The 21,068-nt window shown below is 46.2% G+C and carries 23 protein-coding genes; 12 read left to right on the top strand and 11 right to left on the bottom strand.

The window, feature by feature from the left end; genetic code table 11:
- Position 1: 1 nt before the first annotated feature.
- Positions 2-283: a YcgL domain-containing protein gene (locus VT06_RS10050; protein WP_046554168.1), complete on the bottom strand. Its 282-nt coding sequence runs from the start codon at positions 281-283 to the stop codon at positions 2-4.
- A 142-nt stretch (positions 284-425) separates the two neighbouring features.
- On the opposite strand from VT06_RS10050, the gene minC reads away from it, so the two are divergent.
- The 3 genes from minC to minE are packed head-to-tail and all read left to right on the top strand — an operon-like array spanning position 426 to position 2,260.
- Complete coding sequence (gene minC / locus VT06_RS10045; RefSeq protein WP_046554167.1) at positions 426-1,175, top strand: septum site-determining protein MinC; 750 nt, start codon at positions 426-428, stop codon at positions 1,173-1,175.
- 11 nt (positions 1,176-1,186) lie between these two features.
- Positions 1,187-1,996 (top strand): septum site-determining protein MinD, encoded by an 810-nt coding sequence (gene minD / locus VT06_RS10040; protein ID WP_046554166.1) that lies wholly within the window; start codon positions 1,187-1,189, stop codon positions 1,994-1,996.
- Between the two features lie 3 nt (positions 1,997-1,999).
- A complete protein-coding gene (gene minE / locus VT06_RS10035; RefSeq protein ID WP_019675453.1) occupies positions 2,000-2,260 on the top strand; it encodes a cell division topological specificity factor MinE in 261 nt (86 codons plus the stop codon).
- Between the two features lie 307 nt (positions 2,261-2,567).
- Here minE and rnd read toward each other — a convergent pair whose 3' ends face one another.
- The 3 genes from rnd to VT06_RS10020 all read right to left on the bottom strand — a co-directional run bounded on the left by rnd (position 2,568) and on the right by VT06_RS10020 (position 6,468).
- The gene (gene rnd / locus VT06_RS10030; RefSeq protein WP_046554165.1) at positions 2,568-3,728 is read right to left on the bottom strand and encodes a ribonuclease D; all 1,161 of its coding nucleotides are present in this window, start codon (positions 3,726-3,728) and stop codon (positions 2,568-2,570) included.
- A gap of 46 nt (positions 3,729-3,774) precedes the next feature.
- Entirely contained in the window at positions 3,775-5,430 is a 1,656-nt protein-coding gene (gene fadD, locus VT06_RS10025) for a long-chain-fatty-acid--CoA ligase FadD (protein WP_046554164.1), read from the bottom strand.
- A 195-nt stretch (positions 5,431-5,625) separates the two neighbouring features.
- Positions 5,626-6,468, bottom strand: coding sequence for a class I SAM-dependent methyltransferase (locus tag VT06_RS10020; RefSeq protein WP_046554163.1), 843 nt, complete (start codon positions 6,466-6,468; stop codon positions 5,626-5,628).
- Between the two features lie 208 nt (positions 6,469-6,676).
- Between VT06_RS10020 and VT06_RS10015 the strand changes: the two genes are divergently transcribed.
- Positions 6,677-7,981, top strand: coding sequence for an alkaline phosphatase (locus tag VT06_RS10015; protein WP_046554162.1), 1,305 nt, complete (start codon positions 6,677-6,679; stop codon positions 7,979-7,981).
- A 74-nt stretch (positions 7,982-8,055) separates the two neighbouring features.
- On the opposite strand, the gene VT06_RS10010 is transcribed toward VT06_RS10015, so the two are convergent.
- From VT06_RS10010 to VT06_RS09980, 7 genes are all read right to left on the bottom strand, one after another.
- Positions 8,056-8,574 carry a chalcone isomerase family protein gene (locus VT06_RS10010; protein WP_052750220.1) on the bottom strand — a complete coding sequence of 173 codons (519 nt, stop codon included), beginning with the start codon at positions 8,572-8,574 and terminating at the stop codon, positions 8,056-8,058.
- On the bottom strand, positions 8,555-9,097 hold the full coding sequence (locus VT06_RS10005) for a DUF2878 family protein (protein ID WP_046554161.1): 543 nt from the start codon (positions 9,095-9,097) through the stop codon (positions 8,555-8,557). Before VT06_RS10005 ends, VT06_RS10010 begins: the two co-directional genes overlap by 20 nt.
- Positions 9,094-9,834 carry an SDR family oxidoreductase gene (locus tag VT06_RS10000; protein ID WP_046554160.1) on the bottom strand — a complete coding sequence of 247 codons (741 nt, stop codon included), beginning with the start codon at positions 9,832-9,834 and terminating at the stop codon, positions 9,094-9,096. The genes VT06_RS10005 and VT06_RS10000 overlap by 4 nt, the downstream gene beginning before the upstream one ends.
- A gap of 58 nt (positions 9,835-9,892) precedes the next feature.
- Positions 9,893-10,207 (bottom strand): hypothetical protein, encoded by a 315-nt coding sequence (locus tag VT06_RS09995; RefSeq protein ID WP_046554159.1) that lies wholly within the window; start codon positions 10,205-10,207, stop codon positions 9,893-9,895.
- Between the two features lie 62 nt (positions 10,208-10,269).
- Positions 10,270-10,956 carry a tRNA (adenosine(37)-N6)-threonylcarbamoyltransferase complex dimerization subunit type 1 TsaB gene (tsaB, locus tag VT06_RS09990; protein WP_152659007.1) on the bottom strand — a complete coding sequence of 229 codons (687 nt, stop codon included), beginning with the start codon at positions 10,954-10,956 and terminating at the stop codon, positions 10,270-10,272.
- Between the two features lies 1 nt (position 10,957).
- On the bottom strand, positions 10,958-12,895 hold the full coding sequence (locus VT06_RS09985) for an ATP-dependent DNA helicase (RefSeq protein ID WP_200897954.1): 1,938 nt from the start codon (positions 12,893-12,895) through the stop codon (positions 10,958-10,960).
- Between the two features lie 93 nt (positions 12,896-12,988).
- Positions 12,989-13,243 carry a hypothetical protein gene (locus VT06_RS09980; RefSeq protein WP_046554157.1) on the bottom strand — a complete coding sequence of 85 codons (255 nt, stop codon included), beginning with the start codon at positions 13,241-13,243 and terminating at the stop codon, positions 12,989-12,991.
- 446 nt (positions 13,244-13,689) lie between these two features.
- Between VT06_RS09980 and hisG the strand changes: the two genes are divergently transcribed.
- The 8 genes from hisG (at position 13,690) to hisIE (ending at position 21,030) form a co-directional block, all read left to right on the top strand.
- On the top strand, positions 13,690-14,598 hold the full coding sequence (gene hisG, locus VT06_RS09975) for an ATP phosphoribosyltransferase (protein WP_046554156.1): 909 nt from the start codon (positions 13,690-13,692) through the stop codon (positions 14,596-14,598).
- 6 nt (positions 14,599-14,604) lie between these two features.
- On the top strand, positions 14,605-15,927 hold the full coding sequence (hisD, locus tag VT06_RS09970; RefSeq protein WP_200897953.1) for a histidinol dehydrogenase: 1,323 nt from the start codon (positions 14,605-14,607) through the stop codon (positions 15,925-15,927).
- Positions 15,928-15,935: 8 nt separating this feature from the next.
- Positions 15,936-17,027, top strand: a complete 1,092-nt coding sequence (gene hisC, locus VT06_RS09965; RefSeq protein WP_046554155.1) for a histidinol-phosphate transaminase — start codon at positions 15,936-15,938, stop codon at positions 17,025-17,027.
- Positions 17,024-18,094: a bifunctional histidinol-phosphatase/imidazoleglycerol-phosphate dehydratase HisB gene (gene hisB, locus VT06_RS09960; protein ID WP_046554154.1), complete on the top strand. Its 1,071-nt coding sequence runs from the start codon at positions 17,024-17,026 to the stop codon at positions 18,092-18,094. Before hisC ends, hisB begins: the two co-directional genes overlap by 4 nt.
- Positions 18,094-18,687: an imidazole glycerol phosphate synthase subunit HisH gene (gene hisH / locus VT06_RS09955; RefSeq protein WP_046554153.1), complete on the top strand. Its 594-nt coding sequence runs from the start codon at positions 18,094-18,096 to the stop codon at positions 18,685-18,687. The genes hisB and hisH overlap by 1 nt, the downstream gene beginning before the upstream one ends.
- Positions 18,684-19,421: a 1-(5-phosphoribosyl)-5-[(5-phosphoribosylamino)methylideneamino]imidazole-4-carboxamide isomerase gene (hisA, locus tag VT06_RS09950; protein ID WP_046554152.1), complete on the top strand. Its 738-nt coding sequence runs from the start codon at positions 18,684-18,686 to the stop codon at positions 19,419-19,421. The genes hisH and hisA overlap by 4 nt, the downstream gene beginning before the upstream one ends.
- The gene (hisF, locus tag VT06_RS09945) at positions 19,403-20,176 is read left to right on the top strand and encodes an imidazole glycerol phosphate synthase subunit HisF (protein ID WP_046554151.1); all 774 of its coding nucleotides are present in this window, start codon (positions 19,403-19,405) and stop codon (positions 20,174-20,176) included. Before hisA ends, hisF begins: the two co-directional genes overlap by 19 nt.
- A gap of 227 nt (positions 20,177-20,403) precedes the next feature.
- Positions 20,404-21,030 carry a bifunctional phosphoribosyl-AMP cyclohydrolase/phosphoribosyl-ATP diphosphatase HisIE gene (hisIE, locus tag VT06_RS09940; RefSeq protein WP_046554150.1) on the top strand — a complete coding sequence of 209 codons (627 nt, stop codon included), beginning with the start codon at positions 20,404-20,406 and terminating at the stop codon, positions 21,028-21,030.
- Positions 21,031-21,068 lie beyond the last annotated feature (38 nt).

Genomic DNA, 21,068 nt, shown 5'->3' with positions numbered 1-21,068 from the left:
ATTAACCTTTATCGTTTTGCAAACTGGCTTTGTGTTGTGCCAGCAAATTTTCGGGTGGCGGTGGCAACTGCAAATAAAACCCTTGGGTTTTTAATGCAGCCTGCAGCTTATGAATATCAATCTGGGCTAAATGTTCCCGCTTCGCTAAATTAAGCACGGTAATCAGTTGCGGCTTACCAAAGGTGTCGAGTAAGGCAGTGGGCACCTGGCGAAAATCGTCACGCCGTTCGAGGTACAAATAAGCGCCTTCTTTGTTCGGACTTTTATAAACAACACATAACATGAATAAAACGTCTTCGCTACCTTGCCTAACACAGGGCGAAACTATAACATGAAGCATAGGTAATGCGCACTGGCTCGAACGTCAGGTGCATAAATAATACTGCTTATCGCAGTGATAAAATAACGCGTGCGCCGAAAGCTTTATGTCTGATAATTCGTTAGAACTGAAAGGAAGTTTATTTCCTATGTCAGTGTTGCATTGTGCTGATTTAAGCCCGGCAACCCTGAACACGTTACTCAGTGCCAAATTGGCACAAGCACCTGCATTTTTTATGCAGGCTCCTATCGTGCTCAATCTGAGCGATGTATTGCAAACTCCGGACTTTACCGCATTAAAAAGCCTGTTTACTGAGTTAAAACTGGTATTAGTGGGCGTATCCGGTGCTAATGCAGCACAAAAAATAGCGGCCCATGCTGCAGGTCTGGCAGTATTGCAAGTAGGCAAAGCCACTGTGAAAACCAAAGAGCCAGCAAGCCAAGCTCAATCGGCTAGCAGCACTGCCGAAGCTAGTAACGACCGCAGGCCCACAGCAAATGCCGCACCGAGCATTGCACCGGCAACCATGGACAGCAAAATTGTTGAGCAGACCGTGCGCTCTGGTCAGCAAATTTATGCCAAGGGTACCGATTTAATTATTAAAGGTGCGGTGGGTGCCGGCGCTGAAGTGATTGCCGATGGCAATATTCATATTTATGGCTCGTTACGGGGTAAAGCCATTGCCGGCGCCAGTGGCGATACCAGTAAACGTATTTACTGTTATAACCTGCAAGCAGAACTGGTTTCTATCGCCGGAAATTACTGGCTTAGTGACAGTCTGCAAGGAAAATTTTGGAGCAACTCGGCCTGTATCAAGATGCAGGACGATAGCTTAGTCATCTCTGAATTAGTGTAAGGATCGTCACTATGGCAAAAATTATTGTGGTTACATCTGGCAAAGGCGGTGTCGGTAAAACCACGTCAAGCGCTGCAATCGGTACCGGCCTGGCATTAGCCGGCCACAAAACGGTTATAGTCGATTTTGATATCGGCCTGCGTAACCTCGATTTAATTATGGGTTGTGAGCGGCGGGTAGTGTACGACTTTGTTAATGTCATTAATGGCGAAGCCAACTTAAAGCAAACGCTGATTAAAGATAAACGTACCGATAACCTTTTTATATTACCGGCATCGCAAACCCGTGACAAGGACGCCTTAACTCGCGAGGGCGTAGAAAAAGTATTAAATGAGCTAGCAAAAGATTTTGATTTTATTATTTGTGACTCACCCGCGGGCATAGAGTCTGGCGCGATGATGGCGTTGTACTTTGCCGATGAAGCGGTAGTAGTTACCAACCCGGAAGTGTCATCTGTGCGTGACTCTGATCGGATCATTGGCATGTTATCTAGTAAGTCTCGCCGTGCCGAGCAAGGCTTGGAAGGTATTAAAGAGCATCTGTTGTTGACCCGTTACAACCCGGAGCGGGTAGAAAAAGGTGAGATGCTTAGTGTAGAAGATGTTAAAGAAATTCTGGCGATTGAGCTAATTGGCGTTATACCTGAGTCACAAGCTGTATTAAATGCCTCTAACTCAGGCCAACCGGTTATTCTGGATACCGAAAGCGACGCTGGTCAGGCTTATTTAGATACGATAAAGCGCTTATTGGGCGAGCAAGTGCCGTTCCGTTTTCTGACCGTGGAGAAAAAGAGCTTTATTAAAAGGATTTTCGGAGGATAACTAATGTCATTACTGGATTATTTTCGCTCAACCAAGAAAAACACTGCCAGCACCGCTAAAGAGCGGTTGCAAATTATTGTGGCGCACGAGCGCAAGCGGCGCAATGGCCCGGACTATTTACCGCAGCTAGAACGCGACATTCTGGAAGTTATCCGCAAGTATGTTGATATTCCTGCCGACCAAATCGCTGTGTCGCTGGAACAGCGCGGCGACCAAATCTCGGTATTGGAGCTAAACGTTACCTTCCCGGATGATAAGCGCTAATTCTCACTAAAGATGTCAAATGCTTAAAAAACGCCCGCAATTACGGGCGTTTTTATTACATTATCTGCAAAACATTAATGCAGCGGTTTAGTCAGCAACAAAAGCATCCATTACCGTTAAACCTACGCCCATTAAGCCAGCGCCATTCCGCCGGTCAGTTCCAATGTATTACTATCGAATACCATTGTATCGGTAACGGGTAAGCTAATACGTACACGATAATTGCCCGCTGATACGTCTAAGGCATTGGTAAAATTTATTTTTGGACACAAGAGTCTATATTTTCCAATGGGCCACATTTATTATGCTAACGTTGTATATAACTATTAACCAAATTTTCTACATGAGCAGGTATGGGTAAGTAAGGTAACAACAGCTGCTGACGCCAACCGCTCAAATATTCGGGTATCGGTAATAATGCCCGCTCTTCATCAGACACCCGCCAACACCAGTTGAAATATTCGTGTAACTGACGCCTAACGGATAAAAATGCCGCAGGTATGCCAGACTGTGCAGCAACTTCTTTTATGGCATGGCCAAGCTCGGCTAATACTACTTTCTCACCGGCAAAATTGGCCAACTGATAAAACGGTTGGGGGCAAGCGTCTTGCGGTAACTGCTTTGCCAATTCAATAAGCTCAATGATACTTTTGGCATGGCGTCGCATATCCCGGCCAGTCATACCCGGAATATTCAATAAACTTTCAACAGTAGCGGGTTTACGTTTAGCCAATTCTAACATCTGGAAATCTTTAACCACCAGGCCTAAAGCCAAATCTCGCTGGCCAGCATATCCCAGGCGCCACGCTACCAGTTCTCTTAATACTGCTAAATCGCGGCTTCGTAACAGTGAGCCATTTTTAATTTCAAGATATTTTAGCTTTAGGGGCAAAGGGGTGGCCCGACGTTGCTGCAATTGCTGGCCTTCTGCAAGTAACAGTGGCAGTAAAGCTTCATTATTAAATTGCGCCATAAGATGTTGATACAGCGGTAGCAAAAAAGTCACATCATTCGCAGCATATTCTAGCTGTTTTGTTGCCAGCGGCCGTGCCAGCCAGTCGGTTCGTGATTCACTTTTATCCAGCACTTCGCCAGTCGCGCGCTCAACTAATTTGGCATAACCAATACTGCTGCCCCATCCCAATAATTCAGCAGCCAGCTGGGTATCAAACAAAGGTTGAATACGCGCAATACCAATAGTAGCGAGTGCTTCAAGATCTTCAGTACAAGAATGTAACGTTTTAACAATAGTTTCATCCGCAAACAACTGGATCAGTGGCTGCCAATCGGTAATGGTTAGTGGATCAACTAATGCCAGTTGTTTACCATCAAACAACTGGATCAGGCCAAGTTTAGGGTACAAGGTACTTTGCCGGATAAACTCAGAATCCACTGCCAGGGCATGTTGTCCGGCGGCATTTTGGCAATATGTTGCCAGGCTGAGGTTATCCGTGATCAGATAGGTCATGCTTACATCTCTTAAAAAAACAAAACCGGCCTAAGCCGGTTTTAGATTAACCCCGCAGCTCGCGCCGCAGAATTTTACCCACATTCGTTTTCGGCAATTCAGCGCGAAATTCTACCAGTTTTGGTACCTTGTAGCCCGTTAAATATTGCTTGCAGTGAGCAATCACTTCTTCTTCGGTTAGTGTTGGATCTTTTTTAACAATAACCACTTTTACTATTTCACCGGCAGCGTCATTCGGTACGCCAACGGCAGCGACTTCGAGTACTTTTTCACTCATCGCCACCACTTCTTCAATTTCGTTCGGGTAAACATTAAAACCTGATACCAGGATCATGTCCTTTTTACGATCGACTATATAGAAAAAGCCCTCGTCATCCATAGTGGCAATATCGCCAGTATATAACCAGCCATCTTTAATCGTTTTGGCTGTTTCTTCCGGCCGGTTAAGATAACCAATCATCACTTGTGGTCCTTTCACCAGTAATTCACCTGGCTCACCAATAGCAACGTCAACGCCGTTGTCGTCGATTAAACGGATTAAAGTAGACGGTGCTGGTAAGCCAATACTGCCGTTAAAGTCGTCTAAATCAAATGGGCTTAATGTTACCAACGGACAACACTCCGTTAAGCCATAGCCTTCCAGTAAGCGGGTTTTGGTTATCTTCTTCCAGCGCTCAGCAACGGGGCGTTGCACCGCCATACCGCCACCGAGTACCAATCTTAAACGACTAAAATCCAGTTCCGCAAAACCCGGAGTATTAAGTAAACCATTAAACAAGGTATTTACCCCGGTAATGGCGGTAAACGGAAACTTGGATAACTCTTTTACAAAACCAGCCATATCGCGCGGATTGGTAATCAGTAAGTTAGTACCACCATATTTGAAAAAGGTGAAGAAATTAGCCGTTAAGGCAAAAATATGATAAAGCGGTAGCGCAGTAACAACATTTTCTTTGCCTTTCTCTAAAAAACTGTCAAGAAAACCACTACATTGTTCCAGGTTAGCCACCATATTCCGATGCGACAACATAGCGCCTTTCGATACCCCGGTAGTGCCACCGGTATATTGTAAAAAAGCGATGTCTTGACCGCTAACCTCGGGTTTCTGATACTTTAAATGCTGGCCTTTTTCTAACACTGCTTTAAAAGTAACAAAGTGGCTTAATGAGTAAGCCGGAACCAGTTTTTTGACATGTTTAACCACCAGGTTAACAATGCTACCTTTAACCAAGCCCAGCATGTCGCCCATTTTGGTTAAAATAATGTGGTCCAGCTTGAGCTCTTTTTCGACTGCGGCCAGGGTGTGAGCAAAGTTATCAACAATGACAATCGCTTTCGCTTTTGAATCCGATAACTGATGCTGTAACTCGCGCGGTGTGTAAAGAGGGTTAACATTAACCACGGTACAACCTGCTCGTAAAATACCCATTAGCACTATCGGGTATTGCAACAGGTTAGGCATCATTATGGCAACAGCATCGCCTTTTTTCAGGCCAAGATCTTTTTGCAAATATGCCGCAAAGGCTTTACTTAATTTGTCTAACTCTCGATAACTGATACTTTTACCCATATTGATAAAAGCCGTTCTATCGGCAAACTGACTGATACTTTGGGAAAAAATATCGAGCAAGGAATGGTAATGATCCGCGTCAATTTCAGTAGGTACACCTGACGGGTAACGCTTTAACCAAACTTTATCCACCGTCCTCTCCTTTATATTAAGGTTATTATTATATCGTTATATTTGTGACTGCCTGCAATAAAGTTTTCAGCTTTACTGTCTGGAAAAGCCTGATACTGAGTATTTACTCTAGTGGTAATCATCCCATAATTGGCGTCACTACACAATTAGTTGGTTCGGACAAATAGCATAACGATTTTACCTGTTCAAGCCTATCTAGCTAACGGGTTTAATGAACTTCAGCGTCATCCGGTCGCTCTCGCCTATTTTTAAATAATGGGCCCGGTTGGTTTTACCCAAAGCCAACGTAGGTGGCAACGTATAAACCCCTTTCGGGTGATCTTTAGTATCAAGTAAATTTGCATTTATTTCACTGCGCGCAACCAGTTGAAAGCCGGCTTGCTCAGCAGCAGCAATAACATAAGGTTCATCTAGATAACCTTCAACAGCAACGCTGGTGGTATCTGAATAAGTGGCGGCACGGTGTTCTACTAATCCCAGCACGCCGCCTGGTTTTAGCAGATCATAAAGGGATTGCAAGGTTGCTGCTAAATGGCCACTTTCATCCCATATATGAGCGTTACGAAACGATAACACCATATCAAACTGCTCTTTAGCCAGTGCCGGCACAAACAATGGGGGGTCGAGTTCAATTTGATGTACAGTGCCAAAATACTCCGGCTTTGCGGTAATCTGCTCAGCAAGATTTGCACTTAACCTGGCCCAGAAAATACTGCGATCATCTTTTAGCGTTCCGTCATCATGACGAAATTGCGCTATAGTAAATTGCCCATCATCTTTTAAAAATGGCGCCAGTATTTCGGTATACCACCCTCTGCTGGGCCACACTTCTAATACCGCCATATCAGGTTTAATGCCAAAAAAGTTCAGCGTTTCAGCAGGGTGACGATAGCGGTTCCGCTCAATGTGCCCGCTACTGCGTTCAGCACTTGACGCCAGCTGAGATAATCGCTCAGTTACCTCAACTGCTTGCGCTTGAACCTGCAGTGTCAAATAAAGTGCCAACGTTAGTACTATGTTTGTTATTGTTGTTTTCATAGCTTCCTCATACCACCATTTAGCGTAGTGTAATTCATGATAGTACGACCACAGCACTACCTATTCGTTCTAAGATAGCCTGCGATACTAAAAATTGTCCAGAAAAACACTCAATTGATAATTCGCCTTGTGGATCACAATACACTTGGTTGGCCCTGAAACTTAACGTACACTGCGAATAATAGGTAAAATAAGAAAGGTTTATAAAATGCGCTATGCGGTTTTATTGCTTGCACTATCCAGCTTACTGCCAGTAACAGTAACTGCAGCTCCTAAAAATATTATTTATATGATTGGCGATGGCATGGGACCAGCTTATGTTGCGGCTTACCGTTATTACCAACACGATCCTGCCGAAAAAACAGTCTCCAATACCATTTTTGATGATTTATTAACCGGCATGGCCAGTACTTATCCGGATGATGATACGCTGGTGACTGACTCGGCAGCAGGTGCCACAGCTTTAGCTACGGGTGTTAAAAGCTTTAATGGCGCCATTTCAGTTAACCGCCAACATATCCCCATTGGAACGTTAATGCAGTTGGCAAAACGCTTAGGTAAAGCCAACGGTATTGTCGCTAGCTCGCAGGTAAATCATGCCACGCCAGCATCATTTTTAGCCCACAACAAAAGCCGGCGCAATATGAATGATATTGCTGATATGTATTTGGATTACCGCATAGACGGCAAGCCGGTAGCCGATGTCATTATTGGCGGCGGCACTAAATATTTTGTACGGAAAGACCGTGATCTTATCAGCGGTTTTACTGAACTGGGTTACCAGTTCACCGGTAACGTCCAGCAACTGGATAGCCTGACCCGCCTGCCCGCCATTGCCCTACTTAGCGAAGATGCACTGCCAGCGGTATTAAACTCACCTTATGACAGTATGTTAGCGCCGCTTACAAAGAAAGCATTGCAACTATTGTCTGGTGCTGAAAAAGGCTTCGTGCTGATGGTTGAGGGTAGCCAGATTGACTGGTGCGGCCACGATAATGATATTGCCTGTGCTATGGCTGAAATGCATGACTTTGCCCAAGCTATTATTGTGGCAAAAGCCTTTGTAGATGCTAACCCGGATACTATTTTAATTATCACGGCAGATCATGAAACAGGCGGGTTATCATTAGGCTCTAATGGCGAATACCAATGGCGCACAGATGTGATTAAACAGGTTAAAGCAACGGGACGGGAAATAACCAAACAGCTAAGAACATTGAGCGACAAGCAACAAATTAGTCAGCGGTATACTGAACTAACAGGTATTAGTCTTGATAACCAACAGCTGCAGTTACTGCAAACGGCGTTGGCACATGATGATGATAAAGTAGCTCGCGGTCAGGTTTTAAAATTTATCAGTGATAAATCTTATACCGGTTGGACCACGGGTGGTCATACCGCTGCTGATGTACCAGTAATGGCTTACGGAAAGCATGCTAAAGATTTTGCCGGATTCCAGGATAACACTCAAATTGCTCAGCAGTTAATTAAGTACATTCAGCAAACTAAATAGCGCGTTGTGCATTCGCGAAATAATAAAGAAAAAACGAAAAAACAGTTTACCCGAAGTATACTGCTTTTTTTATATTAATTTGCAGCCAATAACTGATTTCGCAGCTTAGGGGCCGTAGTATCAGGATGTAGCCAAATATCAAAAAAAGCCGGTGCAAACGCTTTATCATCAACACTGCCAATATCATTATCGTTTAAGTAAAACTGCACAATACCTTGTTCAGTCAACAATGCGGCCAACCTGTCACCCTTTTTAACATCGCGCCATATCAAAGCAAGCGTCTGAGCCCAGCTTGCTTGCTGTTGCTCATTGGTATGACCCAGTTTTTGCCACTGCTCTACTGTTGCATCTATAAACTGCTCTTTACTGATATCGCGTTGATAGGTTAGCTCCAGTAGTAACGGGCTGGTTTGTTGATAATCGTTAAATTTACCATCGGGGCTGGCCAATCTGGCCTCATATAGGTGCCAAAAAAAATAACGATAACTGCCTTCACCAACTGTAGTTAAGGTTGGCATTGCTGCCACGGTACCGCTAAAACTCAGCATTGCCGCAAAACCTAATGCCGCTATACTAACCAGTAGATTGCGCATAAAACCTCCTGCAATATCCCAACACTATCCCAAGTAGTCCCCAGACAACAACTAATACCACGAACGACCAGGTACCAGCCGGAAACTGTAATATTTCACCGCTTAAGGTGGCTCCACCTAAATAGGATAACGGGCCACCGGTAGCGCCAAGCAGTAAACCTAACCACCACGGCCGCATAAATGCCGCCATGGTTTCTACTACAGCCAAAGCAAACACAGACCACAACACTAAAAACCATAATGGAATTAACGTGCTACCACTAAAAGCAATTACGCCAGCCCACACCAGCACGGCGTCCATAGCAATACCTAACCCAGCAGTAAGCAGCACTGCCAGCCTTGCTCTGCTGGGTAAGTAATACAAACCATAAAGTAAATAAAGCAGCGCAGGCCATATCGCTATACTTTGATAAACGACTAACAGTACCCATACCAGCTCAAAACCAATAATTGAGCGCCAATTTAACCCGCGCCGTGGCAGTAAATAACCTGAATTTCCGGATATCACCCGAGAATCGGTCATTGCACTTTCATCTTAATGGCCAGTTTATTGCGCAGGTTATAAGGTAATAACCCCAGTAGTTTTAAGCTAAAGCTTAACCGCCTGGGGAAACGCAAGCGGCTTTTAGTGTTAGCTATACCATCATAAATACGCTTAGCGGCATCTGCTGGTGCCATTAAAAACGGCATATCAAAATCATTTTTCTGCGTTAATGGTGTATCAATAAAACCCGGCTCAATTAAACAGATATTTATGTCGGTATCAGATAAATCTACCCGCATAGTATCGGTAAAGTAACTGGTCGCAGCCTTGCTGGCACCATAAGCCTGAGAACGGGTAAATGGAAAAAAATGCGCCATTGAACTTACTATAGCTAATGTAGGCCGGCTTCCGGTATGTAAATGCGGTAAAAGGTAACGGGTACAGGCGACTACGGCTTGCACGTTCAGCGCGAAAGTGCGCTCAAAAGCCGCCAAATCGAGGGCTGTAGCCTCTACATATTCACAATTACCGGCATTGAGGATCGCCACATCAATTTTTTGCTCAGCTGGCCAGGCCGCAAACCAACTGGCAACCGCAACACTGTCAGTTAAATCTAAGCTGATAGGCTTGATATTGGTATTTTCGTTAGCCAACTCGGCCAATTTATCGCTTGAACGAGCAATAGCATAAACCTGCCATCCTTTTGAAGCATAATGTAAAGCAGTGGCTCTACCCAGGCCAGAACTTGCACCGGTGATCAGACAAATTTTAGACATAATTCCCTCAGCTAAATCTTTATAAGGAAAATACGTAGCAACGGTGCAGCTGGATTGCTCAGGCGTAGAGATCAACGCCTAACATTAATTGGATTTCAGCGCGACGTTGCTCGTTTTGCTGGCTTTGATAAGCGTCTACCGCTTGTTGGGCACGGCTACTGACATTATTACGAAAGTTAGGTTGGTTGTTTAATAATGTGCTGCGATCGTTATCCAGCTGTCTGATAATCTGCTTGTTGTCCCGAATACCTTCGGCAGCAGCCGTTGCTGGCCGCTTATCGTCCTGCACACGCGTCTGACGCTGCTCGTTCCCGGCAAATACGCTGGCAACGTTAGCAGAGGCATTCAGACTTTGATTTACAGTAAGATTCATAATGTCATCTTTATTGACAAACTGGTTTAATTATAACCCTATTTCCATTTTAACCAAGGGTTTTATCGACCCGGCAGTTTTTTCCAGCTAACGTCATCCCGGACATAGACCGGCTGGGCATGCTCGGCAGCAACGAACAACCCCTGAGTAAACGCCGGCAACGCCAGGCTCAACATATCTTGCGCTGATGGGTACAAAATATCATTAGCAATCTGCGCTGGCTGTGCCCGTTGTAATTCGCTAGCATAGGTTTGCCAGCCGGTACCTACGGCAATCACTTTACCCGTTAGCCCTATTGGTGCCAGCTGCGGCGGTTTAATCGCCTGCTCTGAACTTAACGGTTGTAAAATACCAGTAGTACCACAACGATAACTGGCCAAATACACCTCGGCCATTCGCGCATCAATTGCTGCCACAATTTGGCTGGCTTGATACAAACGCACCGCTGCCTGAGCCATTGCCGCCAGCGTTGAAATACCAAACACCGGCAAATCAGCACCAAACGCTAAGCCCTGAGTAACGGACACCCCAATTCGTACCCCAGTAAAACTGCCGGGCCCCCGGCCAAATACGATGCCATCTAAAGCATGTAAACTCAGGCCACTTTCTGCCAGCAAACGATCAATCATCGGCAACACTCTTTTACTGTGTTGTTGCGGACACACTTCGTCCAGCGCCATAATATTACCCTGATATAGCAGTGCCACCGAGCAAGCTTCGGTAGAGGTATCTAGCGCCAGTAAATTCACTTTAATTTTCCTGTCTGGGTTGTTGTAAAAATGCTACAGCCTCATCCAATGAGCGGGTGCGGCGCATTGGCGGCAAACTTTTTAAAAAAACGCTGCCGTAAGGCCTTGTAACCAAACGGTTGTCGCAAATAACCAGCACGCCGCGGTCGGTAACATCACGAATAAGCCGTCCCACCCCCTGCTTTAAAGTAATAACCGCCTGGGGTAATTGCACCGTACTAAAAGGGTCCAGGCCACGGCGCTGACAATCTTCACTACGCGCCTGTAAAAGGGGGTCATCGGGTGATGCAAACGGCAGCTTATCAATAATTACGCAACTTAACGTATCGCCGCGCACATCTACCCCTTCCCAAAAGCTGCCGGTACCCAATAGCACGGCATTATCCAGTGTCACAAACTGCTCCAGTAGCAGCCGTTTTCCGGTGCTACCCTGCACCAGTACCGGCTGGCTGATTTGCTCGGGTAGCGCCTGTGCCATCCATTGCAGCATGCGGTGACTGGTAAACAAGAAAAAACAGCGGCCATTATTAGCTTTAATAAGCTTTACTGCCAATTCCAGTAACGCCGGCCCCATTTGTTGCTGATGTGGCTCGGGCAAATAACGTGGCAGGCACAGCAGCGCCTGGTTGGCATAATCAAACGGACTTTCCAGTAACAGCGTTTGGGCCGCCTCCAACCCCATCTGCTCCGTGTAATGACTAAAGCCTTCATTAACAGATAAAGTAGCAGAGGTGAAAATCCAGCTGCGTTGTTCAGCAAAAACGATGGCTTTAAAACGTTCGGCAATACTTAGCGGCGTTAAATGTAAACTCACATGCAACTTGCTGGTTTCATACCACAGGCTAACCCCAGTTTGCTGTAAATCTTGCATTTTCAGTAAGCGATGCTTTAACTGCGCTAGCCGCTCAAAAACATTATCAACGGTATCACTGCGACCCAGGCTACTTTTTAACACCTGATACAGCATATCCATGGCATCATTTACCCGACACAGCGCCGTTTGCATCGTCGATTGCTGAGCCAGCTCACGCCAGTTGCCCCGGCTAGAGTCTGCGGCAAATTGTAAACGCCAGTCGCGCACCAGGCTGGCCAGTTTTTCTGCTACTTTCACTAACTGCGGATGGTCGCGCAGTTCTGTTTTACACGCTAATTCCAGATCACGGCATAAGTCCAGCAACAAACGGCTTGACACCTGTTCACCAAAATAGTTACTGGCAATATCCGGCAGCTGATGCGCTTCGTCAAAAATAATCACATCCATCTGCGGCAACAACTCACCAAAGCCAGTATCTTTAAGGGCTAAATCAGCAAAAAAAAGATGATGGTTCACCACAACCAAATCAGCAGCCTGGGCATTTTTTCGGGCTTTTAATAAATGGCAATCTTCGTACACCGGGCAGTCTTTACCCAAGCAATTGTCGGTAGTACTGGTAACATAAGGCAGGGCTTTTGAATCTTCGGCAATATAACTAAGCTCGCCAATATCACCAGACTGCGTTTCAGTTGACCATTTCTTAATTAAACTCAGGTCTTGAATTAATTGCTCATCTTGCACCGGAACGTGATTGTAATGCTGCTCTAACCGAAATATGCATAAGTAGTTAGCGCGGCCTTTTAACAAGGCTGTATGAATAGGACTGGCCAGAGCACGCTGAACTTTCGGTAAGTCACGTAAAAATAATTGCTCTTGCAGGTTTTTAGTGCCGGTTGACAATATTACTTTTTTACCCGCTAACAAAGCCGGCACCAGGTAGGCATAGGTTTTTCCCGTGCCAGTTCCTGCCTCTACTACCAAAGCGGTATTATTGGCGATAGCCCCAGCAACCGCTTCGGCCATTTGCAACTGCGCGGCGCGCGGATTAAAGCCACTGATATTACTGGCCAGACTGCCATTAGTAGCAAAGGCTGCCAGCACCTCTTTTGCTAGTGCATTAGTCATTGGTATGTTGGCCAAAGCCTGTTTTAACGCGGTTCACTGCTACGCCTGCTGTAAATACAAAGAGCGCTATTATGCCTTTGTTAGCAGAAAATTTCAGACAAAAATGTCAACATGACCGTCTTTATCAACATGTTGCTCTTCTTCTGGCGTAGTATAAGGCGGCTCAGGATAGTCTTCGGCGCGTCGGTGTCGGTTAATTCCTCCGGCGCGGCGCAAAATAAGAAATTTTTGCTCATGCTTTTTTAACGGGCTTAATTTGGCTTCTTTAAATACCGGCACCACCTGCTTCGGATCAGGTTCAACCGGTGTGCCAGGCACCCGCTGAACAAACGGCAAAAATGCATCCATATCTCCCCTCCTCAGCAACACGCTATTTATGCTATCGGCCTGTCAGCTACAAACCTTAATTACTAGCAAATTGACTATACAAGTTGACTGCTTTTCAGGCAATAAATTCGGTTTCATCTAACATAGCATAAGAAATATTTTCCCCACTGTTACTTTTAAAGTAAAATTATCATTATAATCAATAATTTAATTTATCATGCCCAACAAAGCAATATTCAGATTAACTTGCACTTTTGCATCAGCACAGGTAACTTGTATAGCAACTTAACTCGCAAGAATTCTTACTATGCTAAACGTTACCGCACTACACCATCATCATAGGCACTAGCCGTCCGATTTTCGGAGGGCTGTGGTCTGGCGCTCCGGTGGTAACGTAACAAAAACCCCGAGCTCAGGCTCGGGGTTTTTGTTTATTATATTTTTTAGTTATTGTCACGGAGACCATTATGAGTCCGGCAACAGAAAGTAAACGCTTACGTATCGCCATGCAGAAATCTGGCCGTTTATCGGTTGATTCTCAAGCCCTGTTCACCAGCTGTGGGTTAAAAATAAACCTACGCGAGCAACGCCTGATTGCCCATGTTGAGAATATGGACATTGATATTCTGCGTGTGCGTGATGACGATATTCCAGGCTTAGTAATGGATGGCGTCTGTGATTTAGGTATTGTTGGTGAAAATGTACTAGAAGAAGAGTCGTTGCAGCGGCAACTGGACAATAATAGCTATGACTATACCGTATTAAAGCGTCTTGATTTCGGCGGTTGCCGTTTATCTATTGCAGTACCTCAGGAAGAAGAATATAACGGTCCGGCCTCGCTGGAAGGCAAAACCATCGCGACCACTTATCCGCGCCTGCTTGCCCGCTACTTAAAACAGCAGAGCGTTAACGCCCGAGTCGTTAATTTAAAAGGCTCAGTTGAAGTTGCCCCTCGCGCTGGCTTAGCGGATGCCATTTGTGATTTAGTGTCTACCGGTGCTACCTTAGAGGCGAACGGTTTACGGGAAGTAGATGTCATTTACCGCAGCAAAGCAGTACTTATTCAACGCAAAAACTTAACCGACAATAAGCACTTAACCTTAATTGACAAGTTAATGCCGCGCATTAACGGCGTAATGCAAGCGAATGAAAGTAAATACATTATGCTGCATGCCCCGCGCGCTCGGCTAGACGAAGTTATTGCGCTGCTGCCCGGTGCCGAAAATCCAACCATGTTGCCACTGGCTGGCAATGATCAGATGGTCGCCATACACGTGGTTAGTAGTGAAACCCTGTTTTGGGAAACGATGGAGCAATTAAAAGTCTTGGGTGCCAGCTCTATTTTAGTGCTGCCTATTGAAAAAATGATGGAGTAGTTGCCGATGGCCGCCATGTTTAATTGGGCAACGCTGAACGTTGCCGAGCAACGCGCTGCGCTGGCTAGGCCACAACTGGCCGATTCGGCCAGTCTGCGCCAACAAGTCCAACTTATTATTGATACCGTTAAGTTGCAGGGCGACAAAGCGTTACTTAGCTACAGCCAACAATTTGATGGTTTAGCAGCAAATTCATTGCAGCTGAGCGAAGCAAAAAAACGCAGTTTATTACTGGCTTTATTGCCAGAGCGTAAAGCGGCTATTGAGCTGGCCTATGATAATATTCGTAAGTTTCACGCCGCACAGCTGCCACGAGATATTGACGTTGAAACCAGTGCCGGCGTAGTGTGCCAGCTAAAAAACCGGCCGATTAGTGCTGTCGGACTTTATATCCCGGGCGGTAGTGCCCCACTGCCCTCCACCGTGCTGATGTTAGGCGTACCAGCACAGCTGGCGGGTTGCCCACGCACCGTGTTAGTTACGCCGCCGGGCAAACCCGATGCTGACGATATTGCTCCCGAAATACTCTATGCTGCTGAATTGTGCGGTATAGCTGAAATTTATACTGTTGGCGGTGCTCAGGCTATTGCTGCGCTGGCTTACGGTACAGCCACTATCGGCAAAGTCGATAAGATTTTTGGCCCTGGTAATCGCTATGTTACTGAAGCTAAACAGCTTGTTAGTCAAGATGTAGCTGGTGCAATGATTGATATGCCCGCAGGGCCTTCCGAAGTGTTGGTGTTAGCCGATAACAGTGCTAATCCGGCCTTTGTTGCAGCTGATTTATTGTCGCAGGCCGAACATGGGCCTGACTCACAAGTTATTTTAGTCAGTGACAGCGCCGCATTAATAGACGCAGTGAAAACTGAAGTTGCTACGCAACTGCAATTATTGCCTCGTAAAGACATTGCAAGCGCGGCACTTAGCCACAGCCGTTATATTTTAACTGAAAATTTAGCTCAGGCCGTTGCCGTTACCAATGCATATGCGCCTGAGCACTTAATTGTTCAAACATGCTGTGATGACGAATTAACAGAGCAATTTAGCAGCGCCGCCAGTATTTTTGTCGGCCAGTGGACGCCGGAGTCAGCTGGCGATTATGCCAGTGGCACCAATCATGTGCTGCCTACTTATGGTTATAGTAAAACAGTATCGAGCTTGTCATTAAGCGATTTTTACCGACGCTACACGGTGCAAACGTTATCTGCTGCAGGCATCCGGAATATTGGCCCGGCTATTATTACGCTGGCCGAAGCCGAAAGTCTGGACGCCCATGCTAATGCAGTGCGATTGCGCTTAGCCGCACTTAACAACATTAATCAAGGCTGAGGTGAAGCATGTCTGATGTAAACCTATCTGAAATAAATAGTTTAGCAAGGCAACTGGTGCACGATCTGGTGCCCTACGCTTCAGCCCGCAGCAGTATGAGCGGCGGCGCTATCTGGCTTAATGCCAATGAAAATGCCCTAGCGCCCGCTTATCAGCTGGATGGCACCTTCAATCGCTACCCGTCTTGTCAGCCGAAAGCGGTTATAAATGCCTATGCCGATTACGCGGGTGTCGCTGCAGAGCAGGTGTTGGTAAGCCGGGGGGCAGATGAAGGTATTGAGTTGTTAATTCGCAGCTTTTGCGAGCCAAAACAAGACAGCATTACACTTTGTCCGCCCACGTACGGTATGTATGCGATCAGCGCTGAAAGTAACCAAACTGCCGTTAACAAGGTACTACTGCTTAATAGTGAAAGTTTGGATTTACCTGGTATTTTTGCCACTAACCCAAAGTTAGTGTTTATTTGCAGCCCGAACAACCCTACAGGTGACGTTATAGCGCAGCAGCAAATTATTGCCGTACTCGAGCACTTTAACGGCAGAGCATTGGTGGTGGTAGATGAAGCTTATATTGAGTTTGCGCCAGAAGCATCTGTAGTACCATTATTAAGCCGCTATCCACATCTGGTGGTGCTGCGCACACTGTCTAAAGCCTTTGGCTTAGCCGGGCTTCGCTGTGGCTTTACCTTGGGCAGTGTTGATGTGATCAATGCGCTGAAAAAGATGATAGCGCCTTATCCGATTGCCGAGCCAGTAGCACAAATAGCGGCTATGGCCTTATCTGCAGCGGGTATCGCCCAAATGCAACAAAGCGTCGCTACCATAAACCAGCTGCGTAGCAACTTTATTGCTGTTGCCCAACACTTACCCGGCGTAAGCAGAGTGTGGCCCAGCAATGCCAACTATGTATTATTGCAGGTAACCGATGCAGCAGAATGTGTCAGTGCCCTGATCAAAGAAGACATTCTGATCCGAAATCAATCCAGTCAGCTGGGGTTATCGCAAGTGGTTCGGGTGTCAATTGGCAACCCGGATGAAATGCAGCGTCTGATAACGGCGATGCAGAACTATTTTTTAAACGATAAGAGAGTAAGCGCATGAGTGGCCAACCTATTTTGTTTATTGACCGCGACGGTACTATGGTGGAAGAACCGCCAATTGATAAACAGCTAGATACCCTGGAAAAACTGGCTTACGAACCGGGTTTAGTGCCGGCATTGTTAAAACTACAAGCCGCAGGTTATCGTTTAGTGATGGTAACCAATCAGGATGGTTTAGGCAGCGCAAGCTTCCCACGCAATACATTTGATGCACCGCAAAACAAAATGATGCAGCTGCTAACTTCACAAGGTATTGTTTTTGATGATGTGCTTATTTGCCCGCATTTCGACGCTGACAACTGTAGCTGTCGTAAACCAAAACTGGGGCTGGTAAAAGGTTATCTACAACAAGGTAAAATAGATTTTACCAACTCATATGTCATTGGCGATCGGTTAACTGACGTACAATTAGCGGATAATATGGGCCTGCCGTCGTTCCAATATCAGCGAGCAACACTGGGCTGGCATGAGATCACTAAACGCTTATTAAGTCGCGGCCGCCAGGCCACGGTGCGCCGCACTACCCGTGAAACCGATATTGAAATATCGGTTGACTTAGACAGCAGCGGCAATAACAGTTTTGCAACCGGCGTCGGCTTTTTTGATCACATGCTAGAACAAATTGCTACTCACGGCGGTTTTTCACTGCAGGTCAAGGTAACGGGCGATTTGCATATTGATGATCACCACAGCGTCGAAGATACCGCACTGGCATTGGGTCAGGCGTTAAAACAGGCTCTGGGCAACAAACGTGGTATTAATCGCTTTGGCTTTGTACTGCCAATGGATGAGTGTCGTGCTGAATGCGTGCTGGATTTATCCGGCCGGCCAATGTTTAAATTTGACGCCAACTTAGGTGAAGGTAGTGTTGGCGGCCTGAACTTGGAGATGGTACCGCATTTTTTCCGCTCGTTAAGTGATGCCATGCTGATCAGTCTGCACTTATCAATAACTGCTGGTAACAAACACCATATGGTAGAAGGCTTGTTTAAAGCCTTTGGCCGCGCACTGCGCCAGGCCATTACGGTTTCAGGTGAGGCCCTGCCTAGCTCGAAAGGGGTGTTGTAATGCAGTTGGTTATTGTTGACACCGGTTGTGCCAATATCAGCTCAGTTTATTTTGCTTTTAAGCGGTTAGGGGTTGACGCTGACATCAGCAATGATGCGGCCGTAATTAAAAAAGCTGACAAAGTAATACTTCCGGGTGTAGGTACAGCCCATAACGCGATGGCCAAACTGCAGCAAGCAGAACTTATCAGCACTTTACAACAGCTACAGCAACCACTACTGGGCATTTGTTTGGGCATGCAACTGTTAACCAGTCATAGTATGGAGGGTAATGTTGGCTGCTTAAGCCTGATCCCTGGCGACGTTTTGCCATTAAACAGTGCCGGTTTACGCTTACCACACATGGGCTGGAATACCTTGCACCAGATAAGTGAGCACCCGCTTATGCGTGGGTTTACTCCGACAGATTATCTGTATTTTGTTCACAGTTTTGCTGTAGCACCAAGCAACCATGCCCTTGCGCTATGTCAGTATGGTAACGAATTTTCCGCTGTTATTGCTAACGACAATGTCGTTGGCGCCCAGTTTCACCCGGAACGCTCGGGTAAAACCGGCGCCCGCTTATTACAAAATTTTCTGGAGTGGCAATTGTGATTATCCCGGCAATAGATTTAATTGACGGCACTGTCGTCAGGCTTTACCAAGGGCGCTATGACACGACCACAGAATATGCTTTCAGCCCGCTTAACCTGCGTAATCAATATGCTCAGGACGGCAGTGACTGGCTGCATATTGTCGATTTATCTGGCGCCAAAGATGCAACAAAACGCCAACTCGCCTTGCTAACCGAGCTAATGACATCGGCACCTTTGCATATTCAGGTTGGTGGTGGCGTCCGCTCTGAGCAAGATGTGATTGATTTACTCGACGCTGGCGCTGGCCGGGTAGTAATTGGCAGTCTGGCCATTCGAAACCCCGAGTTAGTACAAAGTTGGGTGCGTAAATTTGGTGGTGAGCAAATCGTGTTGGCACTTGATGTTGCCATAAACGAACATGGGCAGAAAACACTGCCGTCTCATGGCTGGATAGAACAGTCAACGATTACCTTGGAGCAGGTACTAGATGGTTATATCGCCGCAGGTGCTATACATATACTTTGCACAGATATCAGCAAAGACGGCACGCTAAGCGGCGCTAACGTTGCCATGTATCAGGAGCTATCTGCGAATTATCCGCAAGTTCAATGGCAAGCTTCCGGTGGTATCGGCTCGCTCGACGACATTCGCGCTTTAATTGGCAGTGGCGTTGCCGGGGTCATTTTAGGCCGCTCATTACTTGAAGGTAAATTTAGTTTAAAGGAGGCCATTGCATGCTGGCAAAACGGTTAATTCCCTGTTTAGATGTGCGCGATGGTAAGGTAGTAAAAGGCGTACAGTTTCGTAACCACGAAATTATTGGTGATATCGTCCCCCTGGCGCAGCGCTATGCAGAGGCCGGCGCCGATGAACTGGTGTTTTATGATATTACCGCCTCCAGCGATGGTCGGGTGGTTGATAAAAGCTGGGTTAGGCGCATCGCTGAAGTTATCGATATTCCATTTTGTGTGGCGGGCGGCATTAAAAGTGTTGCCGATGCCGGTAAAATTCTGGAAATGGGCGCGGACAAAATCTCAGTTAATAGCCCTGCCCTTGCCCGGCCTGAACTGATCAGTGAGCTTAATCATATTTTTGGTCAGCAATGTGTGGTGGTGGGTATCGACAGCTTTTTTGATGTTGCTTCCGGCCAATATCAGGTGTACCAGTTTACTGGTGATGAAAGCCGCACCCAGAAAACCCGTTGGCTAACCCGTGATTGGGTAGAAGAAGTACAACAACGTGGTGCCGGTGAAATTGTCCTGAACTGCATGAATCAGGACGGTGTGCGACAAGGCTATGATATTACCCAATTAAAAAGTATTCGTGATGTCTGTAAAATACCATTAATTGCCAGTGGCGGTGCCGGCACTATGCAGCATTTTACTGAGGTTTTTCAACAAGCTGATGTAGATGGTGCATTGGCAGCCAGTGTATTTCATAAGGCGATTATTGAGATTGTCGCACTTAAAGCGAAGCTAATTAGAGATGGTATAAGTATTCGGCCATAACGGCATGACAGATGCTTCTAAAGCGCAATCGCTGAAAAAAGTACATCCGCGCTTGCTATGCTTGTGCCAGCCGTAAAAAAAATGTCTCAAGCGACGAGGACTAGCGGCTAATCCTCATAGCCAAATTATGAGCAATATTCATTAGTTAAACCGTTAGACCGTTAGACCGTTAGACCGTTAGACCGTTGAAATATTAAGCTGAACACCAAAATTATAAAAGGTTACGTATGAACAAAAACCACATAAGCCAGTTACGCTGGCCCGATAACCAGATATTGCCAGCTTTGTTACCCGCTATTGTGCAGCATGCGGTTTCTGGCAAAGTGCTAATGCAAGGTTATATGTGCCAAAAAGCGTTGGAGCATACGCTGCAAACCGGCAAAGTAACCTTTTACAGCCGCAGCAAACAACGCTTGTGGACTAAAGGTGAAAGCTCTGGCCATACGCTGGATTTAGTCAGTATTGACCAGGACTGCGATGCTGACAGTTTGTTAGTACTGGCACAACCAAACGGCCCAACGTGTCATGTTGGCACCGAAACCTGCTGGCACGATAACAGTGCAAACAGCCCGCAGCTAGCGTTTTTATATGACTTAGAGCAAGTGATTAAAAGCCGTGAGGGTGCCGATCCGGCTAGCAGCTACACCGCAAGTTTGTTTGCCAGGGGCGTAAAACGCATAGCGCAAAAGGTGGGCGAAGAAGGTGTAGAGTCAGCGTTAGCCGCGATGGCCGGCGACAAAGAAGAGTTGGCTAATGAAGCAGCCGATTTAATTTTTCACTTACTGGTGTTACTACGCAGTCAAAAGCTTGAGCTTAACGATGTGATTAAAGTACTGCAACAGCGTCATCAATAAGCCTGAGGCTGGCAGGTAGTGTTTAGCAGCACTACCTG

This window comes from Arsukibacterium sp. MJ3 (assembly GCF_000987765.1).
Classification (GTDB): domain Bacteria; phylum Pseudomonadota; class Gammaproteobacteria; order Enterobacterales; family Alteromonadaceae; genus Alishewanella.
The sequence above is the reverse complement of the archived record's forward strand: the minus strand, read 5'-3'. Positions and strand labels throughout refer to the sequence as shown.